At 37.5% G+C, this 23154-nt stretch carries 19 protein-coding genes; 1 reads left to right on the forward strand and 18 read right to left on the reverse strand.

The window, feature by feature from the left end; all coding sequences use genetic code 11:
• Nucleotides 1-11: 11 nt before the first annotated feature.
• The 18 genes from I6U49_RS12280 to I6U49_RS12365 form a co-directional block, all read right to left on the reverse strand.
• A complete protein-coding gene (locus tag I6U49_RS12280; protein ID WP_198628993.1) occupies nt 12-1082 on the reverse strand; it encodes a M20 family metallo-hydrolase in 1071 nt (356 codons plus the stop codon).
• The gene (gene argB, locus I6U49_RS12285) at nt 1082-1861 is read right to left on the reverse strand and encodes an acetylglutamate kinase (protein ID WP_198628995.1); all 780 of its coding nucleotides are present in this window, start codon (nt 1859-1861) and stop codon (nt 1082-1084) included. The genes I6U49_RS12280 and argB overlap by 1 nt, the downstream gene beginning before the upstream one ends.
• Nucleotides 1862-1908: 47 nt before the next feature.
• Nucleotides 1909-2877: an N-acetylornithine carbamoyltransferase gene (locus I6U49_RS12290; protein ID WP_198628997.1), complete on the reverse strand. Its 969-nt coding sequence runs from the start codon at nt 2875-2877 to the stop codon at nt 1909-1911.
• A gap of 150 nt (nt 2878-3027) precedes the next feature.
• The gene (locus I6U49_RS12295; RefSeq protein WP_198628999.1) at nt 3028-4155 is read right to left on the reverse strand and encodes an aspartate aminotransferase family protein; all 1128 of its coding nucleotides are present in this window, start codon (nt 4153-4155) and stop codon (nt 3028-3030) included.
• A 2-nt stretch (nt 4156-4157) separates the two neighbouring features.
• The gene (proC, locus tag I6U49_RS12300; RefSeq protein ID WP_198629000.1) at nt 4158-4952 is read right to left on the reverse strand and encodes a pyrroline-5-carboxylate reductase; all 795 of its coding nucleotides are present in this window, start codon (nt 4950-4952) and stop codon (nt 4158-4160) included.
• Between the two features lie 114 nt (nt 4953-5066).
• On the reverse strand, nt 5067-6029 hold the full coding sequence (gene argC / locus I6U49_RS12305; RefSeq protein WP_198629002.1) for an N-acetyl-gamma-glutamyl-phosphate reductase: 963 nt from the start codon (nt 6027-6029) through the stop codon (nt 5067-5069).
• A complete protein-coding gene (locus I6U49_RS12310) occupies nt 6029-7213 on the reverse strand; it encodes an argininosuccinate synthase (RefSeq protein WP_198629004.1) in 1185 nt (394 codons plus the stop codon). The genes argC and I6U49_RS12310 overlap by 1 nt, the downstream gene beginning before the upstream one ends.
• A 116-nt stretch (nt 7214-7329) precedes the next feature.
• Nucleotides 7330-7965: a GNAT family N-acetyltransferase gene (locus I6U49_RS12315; RefSeq protein ID WP_193709973.1), complete on the reverse strand. Its 636-nt coding sequence runs from the start codon at nt 7963-7965 to the stop codon at nt 7330-7332.
• A gap of 337 nt (nt 7966-8302) precedes the next feature.
• The gene (gene ilvA / locus I6U49_RS12320; RefSeq protein WP_198629006.1) at nt 8303-9577 is read right to left on the reverse strand and encodes a threonine ammonia-lyase IlvA; all 1275 of its coding nucleotides are present in this window, start codon (nt 9575-9577) and stop codon (nt 8303-8305) included.
• 2 nt (nt 9578-9579) lie between these two features.
• The gene (ilvC, locus tag I6U49_RS12325) at nt 9580-11055 is read right to left on the reverse strand and encodes a ketol-acid reductoisomerase (RefSeq protein WP_193709975.1); all 1476 of its coding nucleotides are present in this window, start codon (nt 11053-11055) and stop codon (nt 9580-9582) included.
• A 9-nt stretch (nt 11056-11064) separates the two neighbouring features.
• Nucleotides 11065-11595, reverse strand: a complete 531-nt coding sequence (ilvN, locus tag I6U49_RS12330) for an acetolactate synthase small subunit (protein WP_193709976.1) — start codon at nt 11593-11595, stop codon at nt 11065-11067.
• Complete coding sequence (ilvB, locus tag I6U49_RS12335) at nt 11595-13328, reverse strand: biosynthetic-type acetolactate synthase large subunit (protein ID WP_198629008.1); 1734 nt, start codon at nt 13326-13328, stop codon at nt 11595-11597. Before ilvB ends, ilvN begins: the two co-directional genes overlap by 1 nt.
• 11 nt (nt 13329-13339) lie before the next feature.
• Entirely contained in the window at nt 13340-15013 is a 1674-nt protein-coding gene (gene ilvD, locus I6U49_RS12340; protein WP_198629010.1) for a dihydroxy-acid dehydratase, read from the reverse strand.
• A 367-nt stretch (nt 15014-15380) separates the two neighbouring features.
• A complete protein-coding gene (locus I6U49_RS12345) occupies nt 15381-16904 on the reverse strand; it encodes a bifunctional GNAT family N-acetyltransferase/carbon-nitrogen hydrolase family protein (protein ID WP_317191870.1) in 1524 nt (507 codons plus the stop codon).
• A 585-nt stretch (nt 16905-17489) separates the two neighbouring features.
• Nucleotides 17490-18122 (reverse strand): response regulator transcription factor, encoded by a 633-nt coding sequence (locus tag I6U49_RS12350; protein WP_198629012.1) that lies wholly within the window; start codon nt 18120-18122, stop codon nt 17490-17492.
• Nucleotides 18115-18903: a sensor histidine kinase gene (locus I6U49_RS12355; RefSeq protein ID WP_198629014.1), complete on the reverse strand. Its 789-nt coding sequence runs from the start codon at nt 18901-18903 to the stop codon at nt 18115-18117. The genes I6U49_RS12350 and I6U49_RS12355 overlap by 8 nt, the downstream gene beginning before the upstream one ends.
• The gene (locus I6U49_RS12360; RefSeq protein WP_198629016.1) at nt 18893-19609 is read right to left on the reverse strand and encodes a hypothetical protein; all 717 of its coding nucleotides are present in this window, start codon (nt 19607-19609) and stop codon (nt 18893-18895) included. The genes I6U49_RS12355 and I6U49_RS12360 overlap by 11 nt, the downstream gene beginning before the upstream one ends.
• On the reverse strand, nt 19610-19996 hold the full coding sequence (locus I6U49_RS12365; protein WP_198629018.1) for a hypothetical protein: 387 nt from the start codon (nt 19994-19996) through the stop codon (nt 19610-19612).
• Between the two features lie 2170 nt (nt 19997-22166).
• On the opposite strand from I6U49_RS12365, the gene I6U49_RS12370 reads away from it, so the two are divergent.
• Nucleotides 22167-23147, forward strand: a complete 981-nt coding sequence (locus I6U49_RS12370; protein WP_198627550.1) for an IS110 family RNA-guided transposase — start codon at nt 22167-22169, stop codon at nt 23145-23147.
• Nucleotides 23148-23154 lie beyond the last annotated feature (7 nt).

Consider the following 23154-nt stretch of genomic DNA (forward strand, 5'->3'; position numbering starts at 1 on the left):
ACTTATAGTCTTTATATTCTCAACGCTTTTTCCAGTAACGTAATATACTTTTCAATCCCTTCTTCTATTTCCTTAACATAAATAAATTCATCGGCTGAATGTGACCTGGTAGAATCACCCGGCCCCAATTTTAAAGACGGGCAACTTAACATAGCCTGGTCTGAAAGGGTGGGCGAACCGTAAGTTTCCATTCCTAAAGCTATCCCAGCTTTTACCAATTCGTGATTTTTAGGAATAGATGATGAATTTAACCTAAGCGAACGCGCCTTAATTTCATCTACCGGAGCCTGCTTTTGCAAAATACCTTCTATTTCGGCGTTAGAATAGGCGTCATTTACCCGAACATCAATCACTAAATCTACGTGACCCGGCACCACATTATGTTGGCTCCCGGCATTGATTTGGGTTACGGTGAGCTTCACTTCTCCCAATGCTTCAGATGCTTTTGGAAACTTAAATGCCTCAAACCATTTTAAAACATCTGCGGTTTTATAAATAGAATTATCATCGTTGGGATGTGCCGCGTGAGATGGAGTTCCTTTTACCTTAGCATCAAAAACAACAAGGCCTTTTTCAGCAATGGCCAGTTGCATTAAGGTAGGCTCCCCAACAATAGCTACATCAATTTTCGGCATTTTTGGCAATAAACTGGCAATACCATTTTTACCATTTATTTCTTCCTCCCCTGTTCCCGCAAAAACCAGATTATAATCCAGGTCTTTAGCTTCATAAAACCAGGTAAATGTTGCAAGTAAGGATACAAGACAGCCACCGGCATCATTACTTCCCAATCCATATAGCTTCCCATCTTCAATGCTAGCCTTAAATGGATCTCTGGTATAAGCAGAATTTGGTTTTACCGTATCGTGATGCGAATTAAGTAACAGGTTAGGTTTAGCTGAATCGAAATATTTATTGGTTGCCCAAACATTGTTTAAATCTCTCGTGTAAGGTATCCCTTTCCCCTTAAACCAGGCTTCCAGCAATTCAGCGGTTTTATCTTCTTCTTTTGAGAAAGATTGTGTTTCAATAAGGTTTTGCAACAAGCCCAGGGCTTCTTTTTGTAGTTCTTCAAGCTTCATTACTTACTTATTTTAGTGTATTTAGATTCCTTTTTTAGCAACTGAAAATCACCCAAAAATATTTGCTTAACACCATGATCTAATGCCTGAAAACAGTTATGCAATTTTGGTAACATGCCATCACTTATTACTTTGTCCGATAACAACTCCTCATATTTTTCGCGATTAATTTCGCCAATTACAGAATCATCGTTTTTCGCGTCGGCTAAAACGCCTTTTTTCTCAAAACAGAAATAGAGTTCGGTTTCATAAATTGAACTCATTGCCTGGGTAATCTCAGCGGCAACAGAATCTCCATTGGTATTTAACAACAATCCTTCTTCAGTACAGGAAATGGCCGAAAAAACAGGTGTGATATTTTGCGCTAAAATGGAGTCTATAAAATTAGCGTTTACCTTTTTTACATCACCTACAAATCCAAAATCAACCTCCTTAACGGGACGTTTTTCAGAAATAATACTCAATCCGTCTGCTCCGCAAAGTCCTATAGCGTTATTTTGAAGCCCCTGTAATTTAGCAACAATATCTTTGTTGATAAGACCTCCATAGACCATAGTAATTACTTTAATAGAATTGGCATCGGTAATTCTTCTTCCTTCAAACATTTGGGTTTTATAGCCTAGTTTACCCGCCATCTCAGTGGCCAGGTTTCCACCGCCATGCACAAGGATTTTTAGACCTTCTAAAGCAACAAAATCCTTTAGAAACTCAGTGAATTTCGCTTCATTTTCAATAAGTTTACCGCCAATCTTTACTACTTTTAGAACCTTTTTTTTCATACTTTGTTAATATTGTAGAATCAAGTGCGTCTTAAACCAGGTACGCGTTATACATTTTTCCCTAAATCTTTTACTTTTTCTTCTAAAATCCTTTTTAAGACGGCTTGTGCAGCAAAGGTTCTATTTCCAGCCTGTTGAATCACTACCGAATTTTCTGAATCCAACACCTCATCGGCAATGACCATGTTTCTTCTTACCGGTAGGCAATGCATTACCCTTGCGTTATTGGTTAATTTTAATTTTTCGGCAGAAAAAGTCCAGTTTCGATCTTCATTTAACTTTTCTCCATAAGTATCATAACTGCTCCAATTTTTCACATACACAAAATCGGCATCTTTTAATGCCTCTTCCTGGTTGTGGATAACAGGGACGTTTTTAGTGATTGCAGGATTAAGATCATAACCTTCGGGATTAGTGATTACAAATTCGGCGTCCAGTTTTTGAACAACTTCAGCAAAAGAATTTGGTACACTCTGGGGCAAAGCCTTTGGGTGCGGTGCCCAGCTAAGTACAATTTTTGGTTTATCTTTTTTGTTTAGTTCTGAAATAGTAATCGCATCGGCAAGTGCCTGAAGCGGGTGACCTGTAGCACTTTCCAGATTTACTACCGGTACTGAAGCATATTTTTTAAAACTGTTTAAAACTATCTCAGCTTCGTCTTTTTCTCTGTCTTTTAAATCTGGAAACGCCCTTACTGCAATGATATCGCAATACTGAGATAATACTGCGGCAGCTTCTTTAATATGTTCTGCTTTATCGGTATCCATAACCGCTCCATCTTCAAACTCAAGCTTCCAGCTATCGCTCCCGGCATTCATTACCATAACATCCATTCCCAGTAATTTCCCTGCTTTTTCTGTACTTAAACGCGTACGCAAACTAGGATTAAAGAATAACATCCCCAGGGTTTTTCCTTTCCCTATTTCTAAAGCAGAAGTAGCTTTTTTAAGCTCCAGGGCTGCGGCAACTAAGCCTTGTAAATCTTGTATATCTGATAATTCTGTATAATTCTTCATGGTATTTTCTTTCTTTTGAAACAATCTTAAAACTTTGAAAAACTAAGTTATTAAAAGCTGAATCAAATTCAGCTTGACGACTTTTAAAGAATGCTTCTTTTACTATTGAAATTAATTTAAACCTATACTTTTTTAAAACTTCAAAATCGTTTAGTCTAAAGCAATCTTTAAAGCTTTAAAAAATGTATCAAAGTGTTGTTTTTGAAGGTTTAATGGTGGTAAAATTCGCAGTAGATTTTTATTAGCAGCAGCACCGGTAAAAATTTGATGTTTATACAACAAGTCTTTTCTTAACTGGGCGATGGGAAAATCGAATTCCAGACCAATCATTAAACCACGTCCTTTTACTTTTTTTATTTGAGATATTTCTGAGGCTTTTTCCTCAACATATTTAAATAGCTTGCCAGCATTTTCTATCAGATTGTCCTTTTCAATAATTTCCAGAACCGAAATTCCGGCGGCACAAGCCAGGTGATTTCCACCAAAAGTAGTTCCCAGTACCCCGGTTTTTGCTTCAATAGCCTTATCAATCAAAACTCCACCAATAGGAAAACCATTGCCCATACCTTTGGCTATAGATATTATATCGGGCCGAATACTGTGTTTTTGATAGGCAAAAAAGTCTCCCGTCCTTCCATAACCAGACTGCACTTCGTCTGCAATGATGGCTGATTGATACTGCTTACATAATTCAGCTATCTTTTTATAAAACGCCGAGCTAGCTTCATCCAGGCCTCCCACTCCCTGTATCACTTCAAAAATTACCGCGGCAACATCTCCTTTTTTCAATTCTTCCTCAAGGGTTTCGGTATCTTCAAGAGCAAGCTTTGTAGCCTTGTGATTTTGGTTAAAAGGTGCTTTAATATTATCATTATCGGTTACTGCAACCACACCGGAAGTTCTTCCGTGAAAAGCGTTATCAAAGTAAATAACCCGATCTTTACCTGTATAAAAAGAAGCTACTTTTAATGCATTTTCATTGGCTTCGGCCCCAGAATTACATAAAAATAAATTGTAGTCTTTTATTCCTGAAACTTTCTCCAACTTATTAGCAAGTTCTTGTTGTAAAGGGTTTTTAATCGAGTTTGAGTAAAATCCAAGTTGAGCCACTTGATTGGTAATAGAGTTTACATAAGCCGGGTGGGAATGCCCAATAGAAATTACCGCATGCCCCCCATAAAGATCTAAATATTTGTTTCCTTCATTATCAAAAACATAAGCGCCCTTTCCTTTCACCGGGGTAATATCATAAAGCGGATAAACATCAAATAATTGCATAGTTAATTGGTTGTAATAGTGTTTATTTTTTTAAATGAGGATTGGATTCCTTTAATTAGAGAAGAACTCAAGCCATTATGTTCCATTTCGTTTAAGCCTTCTATTGTGCAGCCCTGCGGCGTGGTTACTTTATCAATTTCCTCTTCGGGATGTTTACCAGATTCTATAAGCAAGCTGGAAGCTCCCAAACAGGTTTGCATCGCTAATTGCTGTGCATCTTTAGCGTCAAAGCCCAATTGTACGGCCCCTTGCGTGGTGGCACGTATTAACCGCATCCAAAATGCAATTCCACTGGCACAAATTACCGTAGCTGCCTGCATTTTGTTTTCTGGGATAATGATACTGCTACCCAAACGATTAAATATTGCTTCTGCAATAGCGATACGTTTCTCTCCCTTTTTGTTACTACAAAGGCAGGTCATGGATTTTCCCACAGCAATAGCCGTATTGGGCATAGCCCTTACAATAAATTGCTCCTCCCCCACTATGGCTTCCATCGCAGGAATTTTAAACCCTGTTACGGTAGAAATAAGTACGTGCTTATCGGAAAGATCGTCCTTAATCTCTTCCAGAATCCCACCCATTTGTGTAGGTTGTACGGCAAAGATTAAAATATCTGAATTTTGAACTGCTTCCCTGTTATTAGCTGTTACCTTTAGCTTCGCATATTCTTCATAATCCTGAATATCTTCTGCTTTTCTTTTGGTTAAATACAAACTGGTGAAGGCATTGCTCACAATAAGGCCTTTCGCGATAGAAAGTCCTAAATTACCGGCTCCTATAATGGCTATTTTCATAATTCTTGGTTTTAGTTGGCTGGGCTTGTTATAAATTCACTACTATTCTTTTTTAATAGTTTTTATTAGTTAATGGTATTATGATTCGGACTTTTACCCGGAGGCAATATTTTGTTAAAAATAAGTGGCCTTTAGTTTTAGTCCTAAGCTTTCTTCAAATCCAAACATCAAATTCATATTCTCAACTGCCTGTCCTGAAGCTCCTTTCAACAAATTATCAATAATACTGGTAATCAAAATCTTATCACCAAATTTCTGTAATTTCAATAAACATTTATTGGTATTTACTACTTGTTTTAGATGCAATGCCTCTTCAACCAAAAATGTAAACGCTGAATCTTTATAAGCTTCGGTGAAAATAGCTTTGGCTTCTTCTAAACTTCCATCAAACTTTGTATAAGCCGTGGCGTGGATTCCTCTTGAGAAATTTCCCCTATTTGGAATAAAATTCAATTCTGGTAACTTATTGTCCTGAAGTTTTTTTAAACTCTGCCCTATCTCGTTCAAGTGCTGATGTTCAAAAGCTTTGTAACTGGAAAAATTATTATCCCTCCAGGTAAAATGTGTAGTGGCAGAAAGGGAGGTTCCTGCCCCGGTTGCCCCGGTAACCGCGTTAATATGAACATCGTTTTGTAGCAACCCCGCTTTTGCCAGCGGTAAAATAGCTAAGCTAATAGCTGTAGCAAAGCAACCGGGATTGGCTATAAAGTTGGCGTTTTTAATCTTCTTCTTATTGAATTCAGGTAAACCGTAAACAAACTCGTGCTCACCATCCATCCTATAATCGGTACTTAAATCTATGATTTTGGTATTTTCTGAAAACTGGTTTTCAGAAAGAAATTTCACTGAATTTCCATGTCCCAAACATAAAAAAACCACATCTGTATTTTTATTGATCTCACCGCTAAATTCCAAATCGGTTTCCCCCAGTAAATCCTGGTGTATTCCAGCAACCGGTTTTCCCGGTTGCGAAGTGCTATAAACAAAATCCAGTTCCACCTCCGGATGATGTATTAAAATCCTGATAAGTTCTCCTGCCGTATATCCGGCACCACCTATTATTCCTGCTTTTATCATTATTCTCCTTTTACATGTTGATAAACCTTACCGGCATTAGATAAAATTTTTATAAAGCCTTTAGCATCATTTGCCGTCCAGGCCTTATTTTCCTCTCCATAATTTCCAAAGCTTGAATTCATTAAATCGTTTTTAGATTTAATTCCATCAAGTGTAAATCTATACGGATGTAGGCTTACAAAAACTTCCCCGCTAACCTGTTTCTGTGAACTTTCTAAAAAAGCTTCTAAATCTCTCATTACAGGGTCTAAATATTGGCCTTCGTGCAAATGTGTTCCGTACCAATTGGCTAAATAATCTTTATGTTGCAACTGCCATTTGCTAAGGCAATGTTTTTCAAGCAAATGATGTGCTTTAATGGTAATTTGGGCGGCAGCAGCCTCAAAACCAACCCTTCCTTTAATTCCAATAATAGTATCCCCAACATGGATATCTCTTCCTATGGCATATTTTGAAGCTATATTTTCAAGAATTTCAATATTTTTTTCTGGTGAATTCTCTTCTCCATTTATCGCTGAGAGTTCACCCTTTGCAAAACTCAAACTAATTTGTTTGGACGCTTTTTCCTGAAGTTGTGAAGGGTAAGCCAACTCAGGTAAAGGTTTTTCTGAAGTTAAAGTCTCTTCTCCTCCTACACTGGTTCCCCAAAGACCTTTATTAACCGAATATTTTGATTTCTCCCAGCTCATATCCACTCCATTTTCCTGTAAATAGGCAATCTCTTCCTGGCGACTTAGTTGTTTATCCCTAATAGGTGTAATAATTTCAATTTCGGGAGCTATAATTTGGAAAATCATATCAAACCTCACCTGGTCATTTCCAGCTCCTGTACTACCGTGTGCTATATATTTTGCATCAATACTTTTGGCATAATTTACAATTTCTATAGCCTGTACAATCCTTTCGGCACTTACCGAAAGTGGGTACGTATTGTTTTTTAAAACATTTCCAAAAATCAGGTACTTTACCACTTTCTGATAGAATGAGGAAACAGCATCTATATTCTTATAGGTTTTTGCCCCTATTTTTTGCGCATTTTCCCCAATTTTCTTAACTTCTTCTTCTGAAAAACCTCCGGTATTCACACTCACCGCATGAACCTCAAAATTTTCTTCTTTAGACAAATATTTTGCGCAATAAGAAGTATCTAAGCCTCCACTATATGCAATAACTACTTTCTTCATTTTTATTTAATTTTTTAAAACGCCAAACTGAAATTGTTTCAGGATCTAACTAATTTAGAAGATGACTTCTCGACTCCGCTCGAAGTGACACGTTCAGGTTGACGATAAGTTTAATTTTAATTCTCGTTTTTCTCCTTTTTATAAAACAAGGTTTGTTTAATATTCTTCAGCCTTTTAAAGGCTTTCTTATTTAAGCTTTCTTTTTTCTGATTTTTTTGGAGCTCTTTTTTTCTTTCAGGATCGTACATCATTCCTGTACAAAGACACATATTTCGCTCTGTTCTGGTAAGGATATCGTAATTTTTACAGGTTTGACAACCTTTCCAAAACGAATCATCGTCGGTTAATTCAGAAAAAGTTACGGGCTGGTACCCCAGTTCATAATTTATTTTCATCACGGCCAGACCGGTAGTAATCCCGAAGATCTTTGCATTGGGATACAACTTTCTCGAATGGTCAAAGACCACTTCTTTTATTCTTTTGGCCAGTCCCTGGTTCCTAAAATTAGGGTGTACAATAAGGCCCGAGTTTGCCACATACCTGTCGTGACTCCAGGTTTCAATATAGCAGAAACCGGCAAATTCTTCACCTTCTAAGGCAATAACCGCGTTTCCCTTTTCCATTTTCCCAATGATATATTCAGGGGTTCTACGGGCAATACCTGTACCTCTAACTTTGGCAGATTCTTCTATAGTTGTACAAATAATCTCAGCATATTGAGCATGAGATTTATTAGCAATGATAATCTTCATTTGCTAAGAAATTAGTGAGAAAATAAATTTAATTTGGTCTTTTTGAAAGGGGAACCGGACTCACCTAAGTTCCATATAAATTATACACGCACAAACGTGCGACGCGGGAAGCGGCGGCGAATAACTATATTTTCAGAAGCAATTCTGAAATTAAATTTGGATAGTATGTTTTGTAAATCTTTCAAGGTATAGTTAAAGTCAAATAATATTAAAAAAAGGAAATAACCGTATTCTTCCTAGCAGCGGCGGCGCGGGAAGAAGCGAAAAACGGGAAATATTATTTTCTTCATTGAAAGCATAACGCAAATGTACATAATTATTTTAACCAACAAAATATTTATACTAAATACTGAAACAAATTAGGCTTGTCATTAAGATATTCCCCATAAAAATTATTCGCTTTCATTCTATCAAGCAAAGGTTGAAAATCTGCCGGGTCATTGAGTTCTATCCCAACAACCGCGGGAGCATTCTCCCTATGATGCTTTTTTGTGTATTCAAAATGGGTGATGTCATCATTAGGTCCCAACACCTTGTCTAAAAAATCTTTTAAAGCGCCTGCCCTTTGCGGGAAACTTATTACAAAATAATGCTTTAAACCGGCATACAGTAAAGCACGTTCTTTAATTTCTGCTGTTCTGGTTATATCATTATTGCTACCACTAACAATACACACCACATTTTTACCTTTAATTTCTTCGGCAAATAAATCTAGTGCACTTATGGCCATTGCTCCGGCGGGTTCCACTACAATGGCATCCTGGTTATATAAATCGAGGATAGTTTGGCAAATCTTGCCTTCCGGAACCGTGATCATTTTATCCAGGTTCTCTTTACAAATTTCGAAATTACGGCTACCAACTTTTTGTACTGCGGCTCCATCTACAAAACGTTCTATAGACTCCAGTTCTACTAATTTCCCTTCTTTTAAAGAGGTTGTCATAGATGCTGCTCCCTGGGGTTCCACACCTATAATTTTAGTACTGGGGGAAATCTCTTTAAACATAGAAGAAAGCCCGGCCAATAAACCACCTCCACCCAGTGGGGCGAAAACATAATCTATAGGTTCATTTGCCTGTTCTAATATTTCGAGACCAATAGTAGCCTGTCCTTCAATAACCTTTTCATCATCAAAAGGATGAATAAATACAAGACCAAATTTCTCGGCATGTTTCATAGAACTCTTAAAAGAGTCATCAAAAGTATCGCCTTTAAGTACCACTTCTACCCAATCTCCTCCAAACATCTTAGTTTGATCTACTTTTTGTTTGGGTGTAGTAATTGGCATATAAATCACGCCCTTTGCCTGCAACTTATTGCAGGCAAAAGCAACACCTTGCGCGTGATTTCCTGCGCTGGCACAAATAACCCCTTTATCCAACTGCTGCTTTGGCAAGCTTGAAATCTTATTATAAGCTCCGCGTATTTTATAGGAACGAACTTGTTGCAAGTCTTCTCTCTTCAACATTACATTGGCCGAAAACTTCTTGCTATACGTAAAAGATGGTGTTAAAGGTGTCTTTACAACCACTTTAGAGATACGCTCTACCGCTTCTTTTACAGCTTTTAATTGAGGTTTGTATATTTTTTTATCTGCCAGCAAAATATCCATATTTATTCGTGTATTCTTTTCATTGCGGTCATTGCTTTTCGCAATCTTCCACCTACTTTTTCTACCGGATGTTGTCTAATGCCATCATTAACAGCAATAAGCTCCTGGTTATCTACCCCGGTATATTCGGTCCCAAAAGAATGGCCAATCACCTCTTTTGGTAAGGCATTTACATAATCTTTAATAAGCGGTTTTGCCGAATGGTCAAATAAATAACAACCGTATTCTGCCGTATCGGAAATGATCCTATTCATTTCAAATAATTTCTTTCTGGCTATAGTGTTGGCAATTAGTGGAGTTTCATGCAAAGATTCGTAATAAGCAGAATCTGCAATAATACCGGCTTCAACCATAGTTTCAAAAGCTAATTCTACTCCAGATTTTACAAAGGCTACCAATAGCACCCCTTTATCAAAATATTCCTGCTCCTTTATTTCTTCTGAAGTGGCTTCAGATTTTTCAAAAGCAGTTTCACCGGTTGCTGCTCGCCACTCCAGTAATTCCTTATCATTATTCCCCCAATCTTCCATCATTCTACTGCTAAAAGCTCCAGAGATAATATCGTCCATATGTTTTTGAAAAAGCGGACGCATTAATTTCTTCAGTTCTTCTGAAATTTCATTAGCCTTAATCTTAGCAGGATTTGAAAGCCTATCCATCATATTGGTAATACCACCGTGCTTTAAGGCTTCAGTAATAGTTTCCCATCCATATTGAATAAGTTTTGAAGCATATGAAGGCTCTACACCTTCAGCTACCATTTTATCATAACTTAAGATAGAACCTGTTTGCAGCAATCCGCATAAAATGGTTTGCTCTCCCATTAAATCAGATTTTACCTCGGCAACAAACGAAGATTCTAAAACCCCGGCACGGTCTCCACCGGTAGCCACAGCATAAGCTTTAGCCCATTCGAAACCGATTCCCTGCGGATCGTTTTCAGGATGTACCGCTATTAAAGTAGGAACACCGAAACCTCTTTTATATTCTTCCCTCACTTCACTTCCCGGGCATTTAGGGGCTACCATAATTACGGTAATATCTTCCCTAATTTTCATTCCCTCTTCCACGATATTAAATCCGTGGGAATAAGAAAGTACCGCATTTTTTTTGATATGTGGCTGAATAGCCTTTATAACTGAAGTATGTTGCTTATCTGGTGTTAGGTTAATTACCAAATCGGCTTTAGGAATTAATTCTTCATAAGTTCCTACCTCAAAATTATTCTCTGAAGCATTTTTAAAAGACTGGCGTTTCTCCTTAATGGCACCTTCGCGCAGGGCATAGGAAATATCCAGGCCGCTATCGCGCATATTTAAACCCTGGTTAAGGCCTTGTGCGCCACAGCCAACTATTACTATTTTTTTTCCTTTTAAAGCAGCCACTCCATCGCTGAATTCATCGCTATTCATAAACCTACAGGTTCCCAGCTGGGCTAATTGTTCACGTAAAGAAAGACTGTTAAAATAATTCGTCATCACTTTTATTTAATTGGTTGTATCAAATTGTTCTAAAATATTCGAAATCTGCATTTCATTTTTGGTTACCGCAATAGTACCCGAACGTACAAACTGCATCAAACCATAAGGCTTTAATTTTTCATAAAGGTTATCGGTTTCGTGACGTTTTCCGGTTTTTTCAATCACAAAAAACTTTGGGGTAACCGTTACAATTCTTGCATTAGATTCTTTTATAAAATCCTGTATATTAAGATCTTCCACAAATTCTGCCGAATTTATCTTATAAAGCGCAGTCTCCTGGTAGATCATTTCCTTATCGGTATGATAAAAAGCTTTAATTACTTCTATTTGCTTTTCTATTTGCCCCACGATCTTTTTTACCTGTTCTTCTGTAACCTGCACCACAATTATAAATCGCATAACCCCATTCACCTCACTTCTGGAGGCAGTTATACTTTCTATATTGATATGTCTTCGCTGAAAAATAGCAGCAATACGACTTAAAAGGCCGATATTGTTTTCGGTATAAACCGAAACAGTAAAATTCTTCTTTTCCATTACTCTAATCTTATATCTGAAACTGAAGCCCCGGTTGGAACCATTGGGAAAACATTTTCTTCCTGTTCAACTTTTACTTCAAGGAAATAAGCTTCATCTGATTCCATCATTTCCTTAACCGCATCTTTTAAATTTGCCCGTTCACTTACCTGCCTGGCTTTAATATGATATCCTTTGGCAATAGTTATAAAATCGGGGTTAATCATTTCTGTAGAAGCGTAACGTTTTTCAAAAAACAACTGTTGCCATTGTCTCACCATTCCCAAAAAGTCGTTATTTAATACAACTATCTTTACGGGAACTTTCGTTTGAAAAATGGTTCCTAATTCCTGTATGGTCATTTGGTAACCACCATCTCCAATTATAGCTACCACGTCTCGTTTGGGCGCACCCATTTTAGCTCCAATAGCTGCCGGTAATGCAAAGCCCATAGTTCCCAATCCGCCAGAAGTCACATTACTTCGGGTTTGATTAAATTTTGTATATCTACAGGTTGCCATTTGATGCTGCCCCACATCTGAAACCACTACAGCGTTTCCATTTGAACAGGTGTTTATTTCATCAATAACTTCCGCCATTCCTATTTTACCCCGTTCAGCATTCAAATCGTTTTTTATAACCTTATCAAATTCAATTTTATAATGCTCTTTGAACCTTTGGTGCCAGGCTTCGTGTTTATTAGGTTTTAAATGTTCCAATAAAACTCTAAGGGTTTCATTTACATTTCCTAAAACAGGAATATCGGCATAAACATTTTTATTGATTTCGGCAGGATCTATTTCAAAATGAATCACTTTTGCCTGCTTCGCATATTTCTCTAAATTTCCGGTAACCCTATCATCAAATCGCATCCCAATAGCGATTAAGACATCGCACTCATTGGTTAGTACATTAGGACCATAATTACCATGCATTCCTACCATCCCTACATTAAGTGGATGATCTGTTGGAAGAGCCGAAAGACCCAAAATTGTCCATGCAGCCGGCACGCCCGACTTTTCCACTACTTGTTTAAAAAGTTCTTCTGCACCCCCTAGAATTACTCCCTGACCAAAAACAATCATCGGTCTTTTGGCATTATTAATGGCCTGGGCAGCTTTTTCAATTTGGTTAGGGTCTATTTTAGGAATAGGCTTATAACTTCTAATTCCTGAACATTTTTTATACGAAAAATCCAGACTTGCAAACTGTGCATCTTTAGTGATGTCTATCAATACCGGTCCCGGTCTTCCAGATCGGGCTATAAAAAAAGCCTTTGCCAAAACTTCAGGAATTTCTTCTGCTCTGGTAATTTGGTAATTCCACTTGGTAATAGGGGTAGAAATTCCAATAATATCGGTTTCCTGAAAAGCATCACTTCCTAATAAATGAGACCCTACCTGCCCGGTAATACATACCATTGGGGTAGAATCTATTTGTGCATCTGCAATTCCAGTGACCAGGTTGGTGGCACCCGGTCCCGATGTTGCCATAGCAACACCTACCTTTCCGCTTACCCTTGCATAGCCTTGCGCTGCGTGAGTTGCAGCCTGCTCGTGACGGGTAAGGACGTGGTGAATTTGTTTCTGATATTTATACAATTCATCATAAACGGGCATAATTGCTCCGCCGGGATAGCCGTAAAGCGTATCCACTCCTTCCTCCAACAAACATTTTATCACCGCTTCAGCTCCTGAAACTGTGGTTGTTTTTGGAGAAGCTGTTTTCTCGAAACTAGCTGTTTTAACTTCCATAATTCACCTAATTAAAATTCATCGGTAACGCAGCCCTGTGAGGCCGAAGAAACCGTTCTTGCGTATTTATAGAGCACACCCTTGTTAAATTTTAAATCGGGGGCTTTCCAGTTTTCTTTTCTTTTCTTTATTTCTTCTGCTGAAAGTGCCACATCAATTTTATTGCTTTCGGCATTTATTGTAATCTCATCTCCATCTTTCAAAAATGCCAGTAATCCACCCTCTTGCGCTTCAGGAGTAATATGGCCAACAACAAAACCGTGGGTTCCTCCAGAAAATCTTCCATCGGTAATCAAGGCTACGTCTTTACCAAGTTTTGCCCCCATAATTGCAGAAGTAGGCTTCAACATTTCAGGCATTCCGGGACCTCCTTTGGGCCCTTCGTACCTAATGACGACCACATCGCCTTTTTTTACTTTTCCTTCAGAAATTCCATCGTTAGCTTCATACTCACTATCAAATACTTTAGCTGTTCCGGTAAATTCCAAACCTTCTTTTCCCGTAATTTTTGCAACCGACCCCTTTTCTGCCAGATTCCCATAAAGAATCCTAATATGCCCGGTTTTCTTAATTGGGTTATCTAATGGCCTAAACACATCCTGCCCTTCTTCCATATCGGGAACATCGGCTAAGTTTTCGGCAAGGGTTTTTCCGGTTACCGTAAGGCAATCGCCATGAAGCATATCATGTTTCAACATATATTTTAGAACCGCCGGAATCCCGCCAATTCTATGTACATCTTCCATAGCATATTTCCCACTTGGCTTTAAATCGGCCAAAAACGGGGTACTGTCACATATTTTCTCAAAATCTGTTAAGCTAAAATCTACTTCAGCCGATTTCGCTATAGCCAAAAAGTGCAGCACCGCATTGGTAGAACCGCCCAATACTGTAAGTAAACGAATAGCATTTTCAAGCGATTTACGCGTTACAATATCACGAGGCTTTATATCTTTCTCTATAAGCAATCGCACGGCTTTACCGGCTTCTTCACTTTCTGCTTTCTTTTCTTCCCCTTCGGCAGGGTTAGAAGAATTATAAGGCAAGGCCATTCCCAGAGCTTCAATAGCAGAAGCCATGGTATTGGCGGTATACATCCCGCCACAAGCACCTGCACCAGGGCAGGCTTTTTCTATAATACTATCGTATTCTTCCTTATCTATATCGCCGGCAGTTTTTGCTCCCCAGGCTTCAAAAGCTGAAACTACATCCAGTTTCTTTCCGTTATGGCATCCGGAAGCAATTGTACCGCCATACACTAAAATAGCTGGTCTATTAATTCTCAACATCGCCATTAATGCACCGGGCATATTTTTATCGCAGCCTACCACCGTAATCAATGCGTCATAAGACATCGCGTGAATTACCGTTTCCATAGAATCTGCTATAATATCACGAGACGGCAGTGAGTAGCGCATACCCGGGGTACCCATGGAGATCCCATCGCTAACACCAATAGTATTAAAAATTAAACCAACCAGTTCATTCTCATTTGCTCCTTTTTTAACCAGCTTAGCTAAATCGTTAAGATGCATATTGCAGGGATTACCTTCATAACCTGTACTGGCTATTCCTACAAAAGGCTTTTTAAAATCTTCTTTGGTTAATCCTATAGCGTGCAACATGGCTTGTGATGCCGGTTGCGAATCACTTTGTGTTAATATTTTGCTATATTTATTGTACATATATTAAGCTATATCTTATTTATAAAATTAAAAGTACTTTCCTCTTTAGTTTATAGTGATGTATTCACGACTTCAAACCTATTTCCGTGACCAAGCAAATAGTTTTAATGAACTGTATATCATACAATTATACTTTATTTTATTACGATTGCTGAATTCACGTTTTTTTTCATAATTTTCTATTTACCTCATATCAACGCAAAAAAAAACCATCCCGGAAGGATGGTTCTTGCTTTTATAATGCACATCAATTCCGGATCAAATTCCCAGGGGGAAAATAATCTCGACAATAATTGACGTATTACTATTTTTATTTATTCTTTGCATCTTGACCAAAAGTAATCTTTTTTAAAAACAAACCAAATTTTTATTTTTTCTTTTTTAATGAATATAAATCTTTTCGTCGATCTTTCATATTTCTTACGCTTCCGAAAGCATGTAGCTCTTTTAAAAGGTCTAAGTCTACATCTACAATTAATGTACTCTCGGTATTTGGAGTGGCTTCCGCTTTAATACCATTTACAGGAAATGCAAAATCTGATGGTGTTAGCACGGCACTTTGGGCATATTGAATATCCATATTATTTACTTTAGGCAAATTTCCTACAGATCCTGCCATGGCCACATAGCATTCGTTTTCAACCGCCCTGGCCTGGGCACATATTTTTACGCGAGAATATCCGTTTTGGGTATCGGTCATAAATGGAACAAATAAAATATTCATTCCCTCCTCTGCCAAAATTCTTCCTACTTCCGGAAATTCAACATCATAGCAAATAAGTACACCAATTTTCCCACAGTCGGTATCAAAAGTTTGCAGTTTACTACCGCCCTTCATTCCCCAGGCAGCTTCTTCTGCAGGAGTAATATGCAGTTTCTCATAACGTTCGTAACTTCCATCCCTTCGGCATAAAAAGCCCACATTATACATATGTTCCCCAATAACCATAGGCATACTCCCGGTAATGATATTTATATTATAATTCACCGCAAATTCCTGGAAAGTCTCCAGCAAACGTTCAGAATAAGTTGAAAGTCCCCTGATGGCTTCAGGCTCGGTCAATTCATTAAACTGCGCCATAAGCGGCGCATTAAAAAGTTCTGGAAAAAGTATAAAATCACTCTGGTAATCACTTACTGCATCTACAAAAAATTCAATTTGTGAAACCAGCGCATCATAATCCTTAAAGAGTCGCATTTGCCATTGCACCAAACCAAGCCTTACTACGGTTTTTGGTGTATCTATTAGCTTTGTAGTTTTGGTATAATAAATATTGTTCCACTCCATGAGCACCGCATACTCCTTACTTTCAACATCACCGGGCAAATAGCCTTTTATCACTTTTTTTACGTGAAAATCGTTAGAAAGTTGAAAAGACAACACAGGATCATGGATTTCCTGAAGTTTTACTTTTTCTATATACTTTTTTGGTGTAAGCTCTTTAGAATAAGCACCATAGTTAGGTATTCTTCCGCCAAAGGCTATAGATTTTAAATTAAGCTGCTCACAAAGCTCTTTTCGGGCTTCATATAAACGTCTTCCCAGACGCATTCCGCGATAATCGGGATGAATAAAAACATCTATTCCATATAAAATATCACCATTTTTGGTATGGTTGGAAAAATTTTCACCACCTATAATTTCTTCATAGGTATGGTCTTCATCAAACTTTTTAGAATCTATTATAATGGCAAGCGCACAACCGGCAATTTTATTATCTATAATGATACAAAACTGCCCTTCGGGAAATTTATTTACCAGATTCCTTATTTCATCTTTGGTCCAGTAGTCCTCTGGCATTTTCTGATAGCTTTTTATCATAGAAACCTTTAGTTCCTGATAGTCTTTAAGCTTTAAATTTCGAAGTTCTATTATAGGGGTTTCGTTCACGAAAGTCGGTATTTATTTAATACGAAGATACTGTAGAATATGTTGGTTTGAAAGTCCGTAATATTTAAAGAAGAATTTAATGAAATTTAACTGAAACAAGAATAGCTTTTATTTATAAAACTTTTAGTCAGGTAAATGTTTGATTTGACCTGCCCTTCATTTCTTTTGCTCGTCCAAAAGAAACGAAGCAAAGAAAAAGACGCTTTTTTCAAGGAATTTTTTGGCGAAAGGCCAAAAACCGTGACCAAAACCCCGCGGATAACCGATTAAAATAATCGCTCATCCTGAATCTCGGGGTTTTATCCACATATTCTGCGAAAAAGGATAAAAAAATAATTGAATTAATAAACCGATTTTTACTTGCGTCAAACTGAATTTATTTCAGAGCCTGCTCCGAAATTTATCGGAGGTCTAAGTAGAGCGTAACTAGTTTTCATATTAGATGCTAAAACAAGTTCTGCATGATGTTCTATGCTAAGATCAGACTTATTAAAAATAGATTCAAAAAATCCTAGTTCTGTTTAAAATTTTCGTAACTCCCCCTTTGGAGCCTGTACCGAATTTACTTCGGGAGGCTGGGGTGCCTTACAACAACAAAATCCTGTGCTTAATCGCATAAAGCACCAAACCGGTTCGGCTTCTTACGTTTAGTTTCTGGAATAAACTTTCTCGATATCCATCTATAGTTTTTGGGCTAAGGTTCATTTCGTGGGCGACTTCTTTATAGGTCATTTCAGAACAGGCCAGTTCAAGAAATTCCAATTCGCGTTTAGTAAGATTGGTGAGTTTATTTTCTTTATCCTTATTTTTAATAGCTTCCGAAACTGCATCGCTATAGAAAAAGCCTTCCTTTATCACCTCATCCAGCGCAAACTTAAACTCATCTGGATCTATATCTTTTAATAGATAACCGCGACAACCCAATTTCACCATAAAAGTCACGGTTTCCTCATCGTCTTCCATAGTAAGCGCCAAAACCTTTTGGTCAGGATAATTTTCATTGAGCCAGGCCATCGTTTCAGGGCCATCCATTATTGGCATTCTAATATCCAACAACACCAAGTCGGGTTTAGGCTGGTTGGCTTTAAAATGCGTCACCAGTTCCTGCCCGTTTTTATAAATGCCGGAAACCTCGTAATCCTCAAAAGAATTCACCAGGTTTTTTAAAGATTGTGAAAATAAAGTGTGATCGTCTACAATTGCTACGGTATTATTCATCTTGTTGCCCTATTAAAGAATAGCGTAAAGATAAGGAAGTTCCTGCGCCTATAGAAGTTTCCAACTCAAACTTTGCCTTTATCAGCGCTGCCCTGCTTTCCATATTGAATAATCCTGAATTCTTCTTTACCGCTTCCAAATCAAATCCCTGCCCGTTATCTTTTGCAGTAATGATGATTTCTTCGGAAGTAAAACTTATTTGAACACTTAATGTTGAAGCTTTCGCGTGCTTGATCACGTTAGAAAAGAATTCCTGAAGTATCCTGAATAAAACTATACTGTGCTGCTGTGGAATTTCCTGTTTTTCTCCGCTTACTTTCAATTCGTTTTCAATAACGCCCATACGCTGAAACCTTGCCAGTTCATTTTCTACAGAAACCACCAAACCGGCGTAACCAATTACCTGGTTGTTTAAGGACTTTGAGAGCGAACGCACTTCCTGAAGTGAATTCGCCACGGTTTCTTTAATTTCTAAAGCTGAGTTTTTTTCGGCTTCAGGTAGGTTTCTTGAAAAAATATTCAACTGCATATTGGCAACAGAAAGTAACTGTCCAATATTATCGTGCAATTCCCAGCCCACATTTTTTAAGGTTTGTTCCTGCATTTCTATTCGCGATTGGGAAATTTCCCGCTCAAAGAGCTGTTTAGCCTCAAATTGCTCTTGTAATAATTTGTTTTTTCGCCTTTGGTACACCACAAAAAAAACGATCACAAAAGCCGTTAGCATTAGGATAACTACCGCAAAATAGATGATAAGTAAAATCTCTTCCTTAGAAAGCATTTTTTAATTTTTTTGAAGATGAATTTTTCTTATTGGCCAACCATAAAAAGGCAATGCTATAGGAACCGTACATAAAAATATTCATTGCTATTAAAACAATATCACTAAATTCAACAAATTCCGGACTTTCAATGGTATAGTATCTATAATAAATCCAAATCGGAGCGGTTGTCAAAAAATATAAAAGCGTAATGATTGATATATAAAAACTTAATTCCCTTTTAATGCTAAGAATTTTATCACTTAATAAAATTTCAAAATAAAAATAAAAAATTACTCCCAGCAGGAAAATACTTCCCCCTAAATAAGTGAGAGCGGAGTGACTTCGGAAAAACACATCTGAAAACACTAAATTGGCAATACAGATAATAACATACAAGATTAGCAGCTTATTGATAATATTTTTTATTCTTTTATTTGAAAGTTTCCGGTTAAAATAAAGAATATAAACAGTAAAGTTGATAATGGAATAAGGATTATATAACCAAAAGTTAGAGTACAAAATAGTCTCTTTAAGAAAGTGCAATGACTCATTCCAATAAATTATTGTTGGAATTAATGCCAGTGCCTCAACAAAAAAAGTTAGCAATAAAAAGTAAGCAAAAAACCCAACTGATTTATCGGTTGGGTTTTTCTTAGAGTAATAAAGGCCAGAAATTGCTGCAACGCCTTCAAGTATGAGTACAAGAAATCTTAAATCGTACATTTAATAAATAGTTGGAGGAAATCCACCGTGAGTTTGATTTAAAGGTTCTATTTCATAATTATTAGGGTTAGAATCTTCCCCGGGAGTTGCTGTATCTCCCGAAACTTCTTTGGTAGGCGAGAGAAACATGGTAGTATAACTTTTTTTCTCCTTAGTTTTAGGATAAGCCCCTAAATAAAACCGAATCCCCGGTTTTTCCACTCCCTGCTCTTTAGATTTCTCGCGAACATAATCCAGGTACTCCTGTAATTCGTCCAGGCTATACCAGAATTCGCGGGTATCTTCATAACCCTCGGCTTCCCTGATGTCTTTTCCACGGGTCTTCACCCATTCGTCCTGTTCCTTACGCGCCTCTTCAACGCTGATGCACTTTTTTGGTTTTTTCATTTAATTGGTTGGTTAAAAAACTCAATTTTTTGTTAAGGTAAATTTAGTAGATTTTTTCATTTTTACAAATCTTTAGAGTTCTCGGTTCTCGGTTGTCAGTTCTCGGTCTGTTTTCGGGTAATTCGGTTAAGCGTGTGGTTTGCAGTTTGGTGTTTATTGTTCGAGGTTTGTTGTTTGGCGCCACGAATACACGAATATTCTTTGCTGTTATCAGTTGTGGGTTCTCAGTTGTCAGTTGTCGGTTGTGGGTTTGGCCCAATTGAACCGGTCGCAGATTGAGAGTTGCGGGTTTGGTGTTTATGGTTTGTTTTTAAGGAATTGTGCATATCTCAGATTCCTTTCTCTTGGCTCTTTTTTCTTGCTTCTTTCATTTCCGTTCGTTGCGAGGAGGCGTTGGCTGATGTGGCAATCTGTTCTGGATGATTACTACGTTGTGAGTTTTGAGTTCTCGGTTGTCAGTTCTCGGTCTGTTTTCGGGTAATTCGGTTAAGCATGTGGTTTGCAGTTTGGTGTTTATTGTTCGGAGTTTATTGTTTGTTGTTAAAGATTTACAGAATATAATCTTACTCTCTTTTTCCTTGCTTTTTCTTTTCACTCTTCACTCTTCACTAATCACTTTTCAACTTTTAAACATAAAGCACTTCTCGATACTTTCCGACTCAAGTCGAAACACTCGAAGTGACGGCTCACTTCAAACAAAAGATCGCCGCACTCCTTCCTCACCCACGATGACGGAAAGAAAAAGAAGCGTCATTGCGAGGAGGCGTTAGCCAACGTGGTAATCTGTTCTAAATGAGTTCTCGGTTGTGGGTTATAAGTTTTCTGTTACTGTATGTTTCGGGTTTGCGCTTGGCATTAGACAGTTTATAGTTCGGGGTTTATTGTTTGTTGTTGAAGATTTACAGAATATAATCTTACTCTCTTTTTCCTTGCTTTTTCTCTTCACTCTTCACTAATCACTTTTCAACTTTTAAACATAAAGCACTTCTCGATACTTTCCGACTTACGTCGGAACACTCGAATTGACGGGGAACTACAAACAAAAAATCGCCACGCTCGTTCCTCACTCACGATGACGGAAAAAAAGTAGCGTCATTGCGAGGAGGCGTTGACTGATGTGGCGATCTATTTTTAGTCTGTTGTCTGTTTGGTATTCAAGGGTGGATTCAACCTAGATTCTGAAACAAGTTCAGAATGACATTCTGAAGAAAGGGGATTTTTCCCCTTGTAACGAGCGTACTTATCTTCTACATTTGACATAGTCATTTTAGTTAGCTAAAGTGTTTTGGGGCAAAAAAGTGTCGTCGACGGTGAGGATTTTGATTGGTAGGGTAATCAGATTTCTCGTAAACCAAGACGGCACTTTTTTATTTTTGTGAGTCTATATTCTAAAAAGACCTCCTGCTGCACTTAAAGTATTAGAACGAAGCTATCCCTATTTTACATCAGGATCTAAATCGCCCGAATCAAACCTTATTTTGCATCAATCTCAAAATATGCACCAAATTTCATTCATAGATATTTCATCTTAATTTCTCGAAATGAATTCGAGAAAAAGAGGGGTTTTTCCCCTTGCTATGAACATACTCATCTTCTACTTTTGACACGGTCATTTTAGATAGCTAAAATGTTTTAGAACAAAAAAGTGTCGTTAACGGTGAGGAGTCTGATTGGTAGGGTAATCAGGTTTCTCGTAAACCAAGACGGCACTTTTTTATTAGTGAGCCTTGATATTCATAAGGCCTTTGGCAGTAATGAATATTCTAGAGCGATCTAATCCCGGTTTCACATCGGGGGCTTCTAGTCCCAATGTTGTTTTTCCCGTCACCCCGAATTCATTTCAGGGTCTAACTTCTAAAAAATTCAAAACAACTTAGAACCTGAAACGAATCCGTTCGAACGATAGAGCAGTTTCACTGATAGGTTAGCAATTTAACAACTTAGATGCTGAAATAAATTCCTTTAGACTTGCAAGAGTAAAATTTGTGTAAATTAAGGATTAAAAAAGAGTAGGCTAACTATAACAAGTTCCAGTTAAAAGAGCTATATGCTGATTCAGTACCTACTCTTTCCCTAAATAGTAACTCAAATAGAAATTCGGGATTAAAAGCCCATTATTAAGGAATTGAGTCCTATTTAATTTAATCCATTCATAACTAAAACCAAAATTATGAAAAATTCATTGACTTTTGTAGGTATTGATATCAGTAAAAACACATTGGATATTTGTTCTATAAAAGGTGAGAAGAAACTGGCCAAACGTATTGATAACAACAAAAAAGCTATAAAAGTTTTTTTTAGTGGCTCAAAGCCACAAAGTTTAAAAGTCTGTATTGAGAATACGGGGCGATATGGCCGTAAGATTATTGAAGTCTTAACCTCTTTAAATATCGTTTTTTACGAAGTAAATCCTTTGCATTTACACAAAAGTATTGGACTCACCAGAGGAAAAGATGATATTATAGATGCCTTCCGTATTGCTAAATTCCTGGAAAAAAACCACACAGAACTCGAACCACATCAAAAACCAGAACCGGGAATAGAAAAGCTGAAAGCACTTATATCCCATAGGAACCTGTTAATTAAGCAAAGAGCCCAACTCAAAGCAAAAAACAAAGAAAACCTACTGATTGCAGATCTTGACTTGCCGCAACTGGAAGAGCACGGAGCTGAACTTATTCAATTACTAACTGAAAAAATAAAACAAACCGACAAATCAATAATTGAGGTTATTGAGCACAATAGTGTATTGAAGCACCAATACCATTTAATACGTGCTATTCCTGGAGTAGGTCCTATTTTATCGTGGAATATGTTGATTAAAACAAATGCATTTAAATCGATCACAAATCCTCGTAAATTTGCCTGTTATGCTGGAGTGGCGCCATTTTCAAAAAGTTCAGGAACTTCTGTTTTTGGTAGGGCATCGGTTTCTATCTATGCAGATAAAGGCATTAAGAAAATACTGCATTTAGCAGCCATGAGGGCGATCCAATTGCCTTCTGATTTAAAACAATATTACCATCGAAAGGTAAATGAAGGCAAAAACAAAATGAGCGTCTTAAATGCTGTAAGAAATAAGATCATTCATAGAATTTTTGCCATCATAAAAAATCAAAAAATATATAATAATAACTTGCAAGTGTCATAGAAATCAG

The organism is Salegentibacter maritimus, from assembly GCF_016236915.1.
In the GTDB taxonomy this organism is placed as follows: Bacteria; Bacteroidota; Bacteroidia; order Flavobacteriales; family Flavobacteriaceae; genus Salegentibacter; species Salegentibacter maritimus.

Excerpts from the sequence above, each read along its gene's own strand:
- ilvB (WP_198629008.1), bottom strand. The coding sequence starts at position 13,328 with ATGGAAGTTAAAACAGCTAGTTTCGAGAAAACAGCTTCTCCAAAAACA.
- I6U49_RS12365 (WP_198629018.1), bottom strand. The coding sequence starts at position 19,996 with ATGAAAAAACCAAAAAAGTGCATCAGCGTTGAAGAGGCGCGTAAGGAA.
- I6U49_RS12350 (WP_198629012.1), bottom strand. The coding sequence starts at position 18,122 with ATGAATAATACCGTAGCAATTGTAGACGATCACACTTTATTTTCACAA.
- I6U49_RS12360 (WP_198629016.1), bottom strand. The coding sequence starts at position 19,609 with ATGTACGATTTAAGATTTCTTGTACTCATACTTGAAGGCGTTGCAGCA.
- I6U49_RS12315 (WP_193709973.1), bottom strand. The coding sequence starts at position 7,965 with ATGAAGATTATCATTGCTAATAAATCTCATGCTCAATATGCTGAGATT.
- ilvA (WP_198629006.1), bottom strand. The coding sequence starts at position 9,577 with ATGGATATTTTGCTGGCAGATAAAAAAATATACAAACCTCAATTAAAA.
- ilvN (WP_193709976.1), bottom strand. The coding sequence starts at position 11,595 with ATGGAAAAGAAGAATTTTACTGTTTCGGTTTATACCGAAAACAATATC.
- I6U49_RS12290 (WP_198628997.1), bottom strand. The coding sequence starts at position 2,877 with ATGAAGAATTATACAGAATTATCAGATATACAAGATTTACAAGGCTTA.
- I6U49_RS12310 (WP_198629004.1), bottom strand. The coding sequence starts at position 7,213 with ATGAAGAAAGTAGTTATTGCATATAGTGGAGGCTTAGATACTTCTTAT.
- I6U49_RS12355 (WP_198629014.1), bottom strand. The coding sequence starts at position 18,903 with ATGCTTTCTAAGGAAGAGATTTTACTTATCATCTATTTTGCGGTAGTT.
- argC (WP_198629002.1), bottom strand. The coding sequence starts at position 6,029 with ATGATAAAAGCAGGAATAATAGGTGGTGCCGGATATACGGCAGGAGAA.
- ilvC (WP_193709975.1), bottom strand. The coding sequence starts at position 11,055 with ATGACGAATTATTTTAACAGTCTTTCTTTACGTGAACAATTAGCCCAG.
- ilvD (WP_198629010.1), bottom strand. The coding sequence starts at position 15,013 with ATGTACAATAAATATAGCAAAATATTAACACAAAGTGATTCGCAACCG.
- I6U49_RS12295 (WP_198628999.1), bottom strand. The coding sequence starts at position 4,155 with ATGCAATTATTTGATGTTTATCCGCTTTATGATATTACCCCGGTGAAA.
- I6U49_RS12280 (WP_198628993.1), bottom strand. The coding sequence starts at position 1,082 with ATGAAGCTTGAAGAACTACAAAAAGAAGCCCTGGGCTTGTTGCAAAAC.
- argB (WP_198628995.1), bottom strand. The coding sequence starts at position 1,861 with ATGAAAAAAAAGGTTCTAAAAGTAGTAAAGATTGGCGGTAAACTTATT.
- proC (WP_198629000.1), bottom strand. The coding sequence starts at position 4,952 with ATGAAAATAGCCATTATAGGAGCCGGTAATTTAGGACTTTCTATCGCG.
- I6U49_RS12370 (WP_198627550.1), top strand. The coding sequence starts at position 22,167 with ATGAAAAATTCATTGACTTTTGTAGGTATTGATATCAGTAAAAACACA.